General features: G+C 75.7%; 7 protein-coding genes. 6 read left to right on the top strand and 1 reads right to left on the bottom strand.

Annotation, left to right across the window (positions count from 1 at the left end):
• Positions 1–205 precede the first annotated feature (205 nt).
• The 4 genes from ACFVHB_RS22765 to ACFVHB_RS22750 all read left to right on the top strand — a co-directional run bounded on the left by ACFVHB_RS22765 (position 206) and on the right by ACFVHB_RS22750 (position 5,251).
• Positions 206–1,681 carry a S28 family serine protease gene (locus ACFVHB_RS22765; RefSeq protein ID WP_380325124.1) on the top strand — a complete coding sequence of 492 codons (1,476 nt, stop codon included), beginning with the start codon at positions 206–208 and terminating at the stop codon, positions 1,679–1,681.
• Positions 1,682–2,077: 396 nt separating this feature from the next.
• Positions 2,078–2,707 (top strand): TetR family transcriptional regulator, encoded by a 630-nt coding sequence (locus ACFVHB_RS22760; RefSeq protein ID WP_380325121.1) that lies wholly within the window; start codon positions 2,078–2,080, stop codon positions 2,705–2,707.
• Entirely contained in the window at positions 2,691–4,325 is a 1,635-nt protein-coding gene (locus ACFVHB_RS22755) for an acyl-CoA dehydrogenase family protein (protein WP_380325118.1), read from the top strand. The genes ACFVHB_RS22760 and ACFVHB_RS22755 overlap by 17 nt, the downstream gene beginning before the upstream one ends.
• Positions 4,322–5,251, top strand: coding sequence for an amidohydrolase family protein (locus tag ACFVHB_RS22750; RefSeq protein ID WP_380325116.1), 930 nt, complete (start codon positions 4,322–4,324; stop codon positions 5,249–5,251). Before ACFVHB_RS22755 ends, ACFVHB_RS22750 begins: the two co-directional genes overlap by 4 nt.
• 134 nt (positions 5,252–5,385) lie before the next feature.
• Here ACFVHB_RS22750 and ACFVHB_RS22745 read toward each other — a convergent pair whose 3' ends face one another.
• Positions 5,386–6,327: an inositol monophosphatase family protein gene (locus ACFVHB_RS22745; protein WP_380325113.1), complete on the bottom strand. Its 942-nt coding sequence runs from the start codon at positions 6,325–6,327 to the stop codon at positions 5,386–5,388.
• A 122-nt stretch (positions 6,328–6,449) separates the two neighbouring features.
• Here ACFVHB_RS22745 and ACFVHB_RS22740 point away from each other — a divergent pair, with 122 nt between their 5' ends.
• Together ACFVHB_RS22740 and ACFVHB_RS22735 are read left to right on the top strand one after the other, a co-directional pair.
• Complete coding sequence (locus ACFVHB_RS22740) at positions 6,450–7,493, top strand: Lrp/AsnC family transcriptional regulator (protein WP_380325110.1); 1,044 nt, start codon at positions 6,450–6,452, stop codon at positions 7,491–7,493.
• Positions 7,494–7,597: 104 nt separating this feature from the next.
• A complete protein-coding gene (locus tag ACFVHB_RS22735; RefSeq protein ID WP_380325107.1) occupies positions 7,598–8,059 on the top strand; it encodes a hypothetical protein in 462 nt (153 codons plus the stop codon).
• Positions 8,060–8,061: the final 2 nt, after the last annotated feature.

Below are 8,061 nucleotides of genomic sequence, written 5' to 3'. Positions count from 1 at the left end.
CTCCCTCCCCCCCCCCAACCCCCCCCCCCACCCCCGTCCCGGCCCCCCCCCGCCGGCCCCCCACACCCCCACCCCCGGCCGGGGGGGCCCCCCCGCCCGGGGGGGGGCCCCCACTCGGCCGTCTACCGGACGGCCCGTCCGACCGGCAGCCGGGCACCGGCTGCCGGAGAGTGTCCAACAGTTCCGTTGATCCGATGGAGAGTTGATGTCCACCAAGCTCAGAAGGCTGCTGGTCGCCGTTCTGCTGATACCGCTGCTCGGCCTCGGTGCGGCGACGCCCGCCCTGGCGCAGCCCGATCCGGGGGCGGGAGCGGGGGCCGGCGCGGCCCCCTCCGTCGCCGACGACCCCAAGGCCGACATCAAGGACCGGCTCGCGGCGATCCCGGGCATGACCATCACCGAGGAGAAGCCCACCGACGCCGACCACCGCTACTTCCTGCTCACCTACACCCAGCCGATCGACCACTTCCGCCCGTGGCTGGGCACCTTCCAGCAGCGGCTGAGCGTGCTGCACCGCGGCTACGACCGGCCGACCGTCTTCTACACCAACGGCTACACGCTGCGCACCACGCCGTCGCGCACCGAGCCGGCCCGGCTGACCGACGGCAACCAGGTCTCGATCGAGTACCGCTACTTCACGCCGTCCCGCCCGGAGCCCGCCGACTGGACCAAGGCCGGCATCCGGCAGGCCGCCACCGACTCGCACCGGATCATCACCGCGCTGAAGCGGATCTACCAGCGCGAGTGGCTCTCCACCGGGGCCAGCAAGGGCGGCATGTCGTCGACCTACCACCGCCGCTTCTTCCCCGACGACGTGAACGGCACCATCGCCTACGTCGCGCCGAACGACGTCGACAACCGCGAGGACTCCGCCTACACCGAGTTCTTCAAGAACGTCGGCACCCCGGAGTGCCGCGCCGCGCTCGCCGCGGCCCAGCGCGAGCTGCTGGTCCGCCGCGACCGGCTGGAGGCCCGTTACGTGGCCGACAACGAGAAGGCCGGCTCGACGTTCGCCACCACCGGCAGTGCCGACCGGGCGTACGAGGCCGGCGTGCTCGACACCGTGTGGGCGTTCTGGCAGTACAGCACCGAGGCGGACTGCGCCAACGTCCCGGCGGCGGCCACCGCCACCGACGACCAGCTGTACGCGTGGTTCGACGCCCAGTCCGGCATCACCGGCAACAGCGACCAGTCGCTCGCCCAGTACACCCCGTACTACTACCAGGCCGGCACCGAGCTGGGCGCGCCGACCTTCGAGGTGCCGCACCTCAAGGGCCTGCAGCACTACGACTTCAAGGAGCTGTACTCGCCGCGCACCTACGTGCCGAAGGACATCCCGATGCGCTTCGACCCGTCCGCGATGCGTGACATCGACCGCTGGGTGCGGCACTCGGCCGAGCGGATCATCTTCGTCTACGGGCAGAACGACCCGTGGGGCGCCGAGCCGTTCCGGCTGGGCTGGGGCAGCGAGGACAGCTACGTCTACACGGTGCCCGGCGGCAACCACGGCTCCAACATCGGCAAGCTGCCGGCGGCGGAGTCGGCGGCGGCCACCGCCAAGGTGCTGGAGTGGGCCGGCCTGGCCGACCCGGCCGCGCGCTCGCTCGCCCAGGGGCACCAGATCCCGCCCTTCGGCCCGCTGGACGAGGAGGGTCTGAAGGTGGAGCGCGACCGGCCGTGACGACCGCCCGTGACGATCGGAATGACGATCGGCTGTAGCGGCGACCGGTAACGGTCACCCGCACGGGCCACCCGCAACGCTCGCGCGACCCCCGGGGCCACCCGCCGGCAGCCACGCCGGCGGGTGGCCCTTCGCGTGCGGCGCCGGACTTCGGCCCGCCCTGCCAGCGTGGCCCACCGGACCTGGTGCTGCCTGCCGTACACGACCCCGCCCGGACCCGGCCCTGCCCGCCGCACGCGACCCTGCCCGCCGCCCGCCGCCCGCCGCCCGCCGCCCGCCGCCCGCCGCCCGCCGCCCGGCCCTGCCCCGCCGCCCCCGGAACCGCTCCCAGGCGCCCCCCCCGGAACCCCCGCGCGCCCCCTCCCCGAAGCGGTGAATCGGTGCTTCAATACTTCCATGGCCTACCGACGCACCCCCGCCGTCCAAGCCCGCCTGGACGCCCAGCGCGAAGCGGTGCTGCAGGCCGCCGTCGGGCTGCTGGCCGAGCGCGGTTACGGCGGGTGCTCGATGGCCGCCGTGGCGGAACGCGCCGGGATCGCCACCGGCAGCCTCTACCAGCACTTCGCCAACAAGGCCGAGTTGTCGGTCGAGCTCTTCCGCCGGGTGGTCACCCGCGAGATCGCCGCCGTCAACGAGGCCGTCGCCCGCCGGGAGACCCCGCAGCAGCGGGTCGCCGCCGTCGTCGAGACCTTCGCCGCCCGCGCCCTGCGCGCGCCGAGGCTCGCCTACGCGCTGCTGGTCGAGCCGGCCGACGCCGTCGTGGACAGCGAGCGCCTGGTGTTCCGGCGGGCGTTCCGCGACGTGATCGCCGCCCAGATCACCGCCGCCGTGGCGACCGGCCAACTGCCCCGCCAGGACCCGGAACTGACCGCCGCCGCCCTGGTCGGCGCGGTCGGCGAGGCGCTGGCCGGCCCGCTCGTGGCCGCCCACACTCCCGCCACCGGGGACACCGTGCCCGAGGTGGTCCCCGCCCTGGTCTCCTTCACCCTGCGTGCCCTGGGAGGACGCGATGACAGCGACGCATGAGGTCACCAACCAGGTGCCCCTGCCGTACGGACACGACACGGCCGACGACCCGGCCCTGCTGGCCGCCCTGCACCGGGCCGGCGCCGGCTGGGCCGAGCCGGAGCTGCACGAGCTCGGCCGCCTGGCCGGCTCCGAGCAGGCCGCCGAGTGGGGCCGGCTGGCCAACGAGTACCCGCCCGTGCTGCGCACCCACGACCGCTTCGGCCACCGGATCGACGAGGTGGAGTTCCACCCCGCCTGGCACGAGCTGATGCGCACCGCCGTCGGCCACGGCCTGCACGCCGCGCCCTGGCGCGACGAGCGGCCCGGCGCGCACACCGCCCGGGCGGCCAAGTTCTACGTGTGGGGCCAGGTCGAGGCCGGTCACACCTGTCCGGTCTCGATGACCTACGCCGCCGTGCCCGCCCTGCGGGCCACCCCCGCCCTCGCCGACGGGCTGGAGCCGCTGCTCGCCGCGACCGAGTACGACTTCGGGCTGCGCGAGCCGCACGGCAAGCGCGGGCTGATCGCCGGCATGTCGATGACGGAGAAGCAGGGCGGCTCGGACGTCCGCACCAACACCACCACCGCCACGCCGCACCCGGACGGCACCTACCGGCTGACCGGCCACAAGTGGTTCACCTCGGCGCCGATGTCGGACCTCTTCCTGACGCTGGCCCAGGCGCCGGGCGGCCTGAGCTGCTTCATGCTGCCGCGCGTCCTCCCGGACGGCAGCCGCAACCGGCTCCGGATCCAGCGGCTCAAGGACAAGCTGGGCAACAAGTCCAACGCCTCCGCCGAGCTCGAGTACGACGAGGCGGTCGGCTGGCTGGTCGGCGAGGAGGGGCGGGGCGTCCCGACCATCATCGAGATGGTCAACATGACCCGCCTCGACTGCACCGTCGGCGCCGCCTCCGGCATGCGGCTCGGCGCCACCCGGGCCGTCCAGCACGCCGTCCACCGGCGCGCGTTCGGCAAGGCGCTGGTCGACCAGCCGCTGATGCGCAACGTGCTGGCCGACCTGGTGGTGGAGTCCGAGGCGGCCACCACCGTCGCGATGCGGCTCGCCGAGGCCACCGACCGGGCGCTCGCCGGGGACGAGACCGAGGCGCTGGTCCGGCGGCTGGGGCTGGCGGTCTCCAAGTACTGGGTCTGCAAGCGCGGTCCGGCGCACGCGGCCGAGGCGCTGGAGTGCCTGGGCGGCAACGGCTACGTCGAGGAGTCCGGCATGCCCCGGCTCTACCGGGAGGCGCCGCTGGTCTCGATCTGGGAGGGCTCGGGCAACGTCGCCGCCCTGGACGCGCTGCGCGCCATGGCCAGGCGGCCGGAGACGGTCGAGGCCTTCCTCGGCGAACTGGACGCGGCGGCCGGCGCCGACCGCCGGCTCGACGCCGCCGTCGCCGACCTCCGCAAGCAGCTCACCGACCTGGGGGACGTGGAGTTCCGCACCCGCCGGCTGGTCGAGGCGATGGCGCTGGCCCTCCAGGGCTCGCTGCTGGTCCGTCACGGCGACCCGGCGGTGGCCGACGCCTTCTGCGCCTCCCGCCTCGGCGGCGACCACGGCGCCGCCTTCGGCACCCTGCCCGCCGGCACGGACGCCGGGGCGATCATCGACCGCGCCCGCCCGGTGCCCGCATGAGCGGCGGGGCGCCGATACCGGCCGGCCCCGTCGACCGGGCGGCCGAGGCGGCCGAGGTCCGGGCCTTCTGGCAGCGCCTCGGCCTGCCCGGCCTGGTCGACGTGCACACCCACTTCATGCCGCAGAACGTCCTCGACAAGGTGTGGGCGTACTTCGACGCGGCCGGTCCGCTGGTCGACCGGCCGTGGCCGATCAGCTACCGCCAGACCGAGGACGAACGCGTCCAGTGGCTGCGGGACTTCGGCGTCCGGGCGTTCACCTCGATGCTCTACCCGCACAAGCCCGGCATGGCGGCCTGGCTCAACGGCTGGTCCGCCGGCTTCGCGGCCCGCACCCCGGACTGCCTGCACACCGCCACCTTCTTCCCCGAGCCCGGCGCGCCGGGGTACGTGGCCCGGGCGATCGAGGACGGCGCCCGGGTGTTCAAGGCGCACCTCCAGGTCGGCGGGTACGACCCGGCGGACCGGCGGCTGGACGGGGTGTGGGGCCTGCTCGCCGAGACCGGAACCCCGGTGGTGACGCACTGCGGCTCCGGCCCGGTCCCGGGCAAGCACACCGGACCCGGTCCGATCGGCGAGGTGCTGGCCCGGCACCCCCGGCTGGTCCTGGTCGTCGCCCACCTCGGGCTGCCCGAGTACACCGACTTCCTCGACCTCGCGGAGCGGTACCCGGAGGTCCGGCTCGACACCACCATGGCGCTCACCGACTTCGTGGAGCGCGACACCCCGTTCCCGTCCGCCGAACTGCCCCGCCTGGCGGGGCTCGGGGACCGCGTCCTGCTCGGCAGCGACTTCCCCAACATCCCGTACCGGTACGTGCACCAGCTGGAGGCGCTGGACCGGCTGGGCCTGGGCGCGGACTGGCTGCGCGCGGTCTGCCACGACAACGCGGCCCGGCTCTTCCGGCTCCCCGCGCCCACCGGCTGAGCCCGCGTCACTGAGGACACGTCGGCTGAGCACCCCTCGGGGCGCGCCCACCGAGCGGCGCGCCCCCGCCGAGGCCCGCACCGCCAGCCGCCCGCACCGGCCGAGGCCCGCACCGGCCGAGCGCCCGCCGGCGCTCAGCGGACCCGGCGCAGGACCTCCAGCACCTCCCCGTGCAGGGCGGGCGGGGCGGCCAGGAAGCTGTCGGAGCCGGCCGTCCAGGCCGCCCCGGCCGCGTCCGTGACCGTCGCGCCCGCCTCGGCCGCGATCAGCGCGCCCGGCAGCAGGTTGCCCGCGTCCGCCCCGTACTCCCAGAACAGCGTCAGGTGCCCGGAGCCGACCTGGGCGACCTGCAGCGAGGTCGGTCCCAGGTTGCGCACCGCCAGCACCTCGCCCAGCACCGCCGTCAGTGACTCGCCCGCCCGGCGCAGCGCCACCCGGTCCTCGGCGGCCGACGGCGGCTGGCTCGTGGCGGCGACGGCGATCGCCAGCTCGCGCTCCAGCGGCGCGACGGCCCGCCCGTCCAGCTCGGCGCCGCCGCCCCGCACGGCGCGGTACGTCCGGCCGCCGAGCTGCGGCGCGTGCACCACGGCCAGGACCGCGACGCCGTCCCGGACCAGGGTGGCGGTGACCGCCCAGTGCGGCTGGCCGAGCAGGTACTGCACGGCGCCGTCGGTGGCGTCGCAGAGCCACCACTCGCCCTCGGTCGGCACCGTGCCCTCCAGCTCGCCGGTCACCCAGCCGGCCTGCGGGCGCAGTTCGCCCAGCCGGGCCCGCAGGCCGGCGGCGGCGGGGCCGTCCAGCTCGGCGAAGTGCGCCATCGCCTCCGCCGCCGTCCGGCCGGGGGTGGGCTCGCCCGGCCGCACCGCCGCCAGCCGCGCGCCGACCTCGCGCACCGCCGCCTCGACCCCGGGCAGCAGTTCCCTGAGCTCCGCCACCTCGTCCGTCACGCGCTTCGTCACTGCTCCGCTCCCGGCGCCCGTCACGTACCCCGCCACCTCGTACCCCTGCTCCGCCACCTCGTGCTCCGCCTCCTCGGCGGTCACCCGCCGCGTCAGCCGATCGGTCGCCCGGCTCATCGCCGTCCTCCTGTCTCCGGTCCCCGGCGGCCGGGATCTCCCGGCCGCCCAGGACGAGGAGTACCGTCATTGCTGCCGAACAGGACTCTGGATCGGCAAGAAGTGACGGAGATCGGACACGCGTGGACCTTTCGACGGCCGATCCGGACAGCGTGCTGGACACCCTGGACCGCCGCCTGGTGTGCGCGCTGCAGATCGACGGCCGGGCCGAGACCGGCCGGATCGCCGAGGTGCTCGGCGTCTCCGCCCGGACGGTCACCCGCCGGCTGGCCCGGATGCAGCAGGCCGGGCTGCTGCGGGTGGTCCGGATGCCCGACGTCGAGGACGCCGCGGTCGGGGCGCTGCTGCTGCGGGTCCGGGTGCTGCGCGGGAAGGTCGACACCATCGCGCAGGCGCTGGCCGACCGGCCGGACGTGCCGTTCGTCGACGTGATGCTCGGCGGACAGGAGGTCGGCGCGGTGATGCTCGGTGACGCCGGCTCCCGGGACCGGTTGTTGTACGCGCAACTGCCGGCCACCGCCGCGGTCACCGAGACCACCACCCACGCCGTGCTGCACGCCTTCTCCGACACCGGGCAGTGGCAGGCCGGTCATCTGGACGAGGACGAGGTGGCCGCCCTCACCCCACCGCCCGTGCCGCGGGCGGCCCCGGGGGAGACCGCGCTCGACGGGCTCGACCGCGCCCTGCTGGCCCGGTTCTCCGCCGACGCCCGGCAGTCCCACGCCGCGCTGGCGGCGGCCGTCGGCGCGCCGGAGTCGACCGTCCGCCGCCGGCTGCACCGGCTCGCCGCGGCCGGGCTGCTGCGCACCCACGCCACCGTCGACCCGCGGCTGCTGGGCATGGCCGTGGACGCCAACCTCTGGCTCGACGTCCCGCCGGGCCGCCTCGCCGAGGTCGGGACGGCGCTCGCCCGCCACCCGCAGGTGCACGGCGTCTTCGCCACCAGCGGACCGACCAACCTGATGGCCACCCTGTTCTGCGCGGACCACGCCGGGCTCTACCGCTTCCTCACCGGGACGCTCGGCCCGCTCGGCGTCGACCGGGCCGAGACCGCCATCGTCGCCCGCGCGGTCAAGCGGGCGGGCGTGCCCCTCCAGCGGCCCGCCGCGAACGCGCACCGCCGGCCGCGCTCCGGCAGCCGCGCGCCCGTGCCTCCGGGGGCATGACCTCGGAGGTAATCGACGCCCCGGAGCGGGGCGGGCAGAGTGGTGAACGCCCGGGAACGCCGACCGCACCGGGACCGAACCCCACCTCCGGAGGCTGATCCGCCATGTCCGCGAACACCTTCACCGCCGCCCGCGCCACCACCACCGCCGCCACCGCCGGCACCGCCGCCGACCGGAAGGCCCGGCGGAACCTGCGCCGCCTCCTCGCCCTGGACGCGCTGGTCAGCGGCGGCAACGGCCTCGCCTACCTGGCCCTCTCCGGCCCGCTCGGCGACCTGCTCGGCGTCGGCGCCTCCACCCTGGTCGAACTCGGCGCCGTCCTCGTGGTGTTCGGCCTCGCGGTCGGCCTGCTGGCCGCCCGCCCCCGCCCCGCCCGGTCGGCCGTGCAGGCGGTGATCGACATCAACCTGGTGTGGACGGTGCTCAGCCTGGTGGCGATGGAGCTCTGGCTGGAGCCGAGCACCGCCGGCCTGGTCTGGATCCCGCTGCAGGCCGGTACGGTGGCGGTGTTCGCCGTCCTGCAGTTCGCCGCCCTGCGCCGGACGGCCGCCGCCCGGCCCAGCTGAAA

The sequence above is a fragment of the Kitasatospora sp. NPDC127111 genome (assembly GCF_042677465.1).
In the GTDB taxonomy this organism is placed as follows: Bacteria; Actinomycetota; Actinomycetes; order Streptomycetales; family Streptomycetaceae; genus Kitasatospora.
The sequence above is the reverse complement of the archived record's forward strand: the minus strand, read 5'-3'. Positions and strand labels throughout refer to the sequence as shown.

Coding starts and splice junctions, on each gene's coding strand:
- ACFVHB_RS22765 (WP_380325124.1), top strand. CDS start 206: ATGTCCACCAAGCTCAGAAGGCTGCTGGTCGCCGTTCTGCTGATACCG.
- ACFVHB_RS22760 (WP_380325121.1), top strand. CDS start 2,078: ATGGCCTACCGACGCACCCCCGCCGTCCAAGCCCGCCTGGACGCCCAG.
- ACFVHB_RS22755 (WP_380325118.1), top strand. CDS start 2,691: ATGACAGCGACGCATGAGGTCACCAACCAGGTGCCCCTGCCGTACGGA.
- ACFVHB_RS22750 (WP_380325116.1), top strand. CDS start 4,322: ATGAGCGGCGGGGCGCCGATACCGGCCGGCCCCGTCGACCGGGCGGCC.
- ACFVHB_RS22745 (WP_380325113.1), bottom strand. CDS start 6,327: ATGAGCCGGGCGACCGATCGGCTGACGCGGCGGGTGACCGCCGAGGAG.
- ACFVHB_RS22735 (WP_380325107.1), top strand. CDS start 7,598: ATGTCCGCGAACACCTTCACCGCCGCCCGCGCCACCACCACCGCCGCC.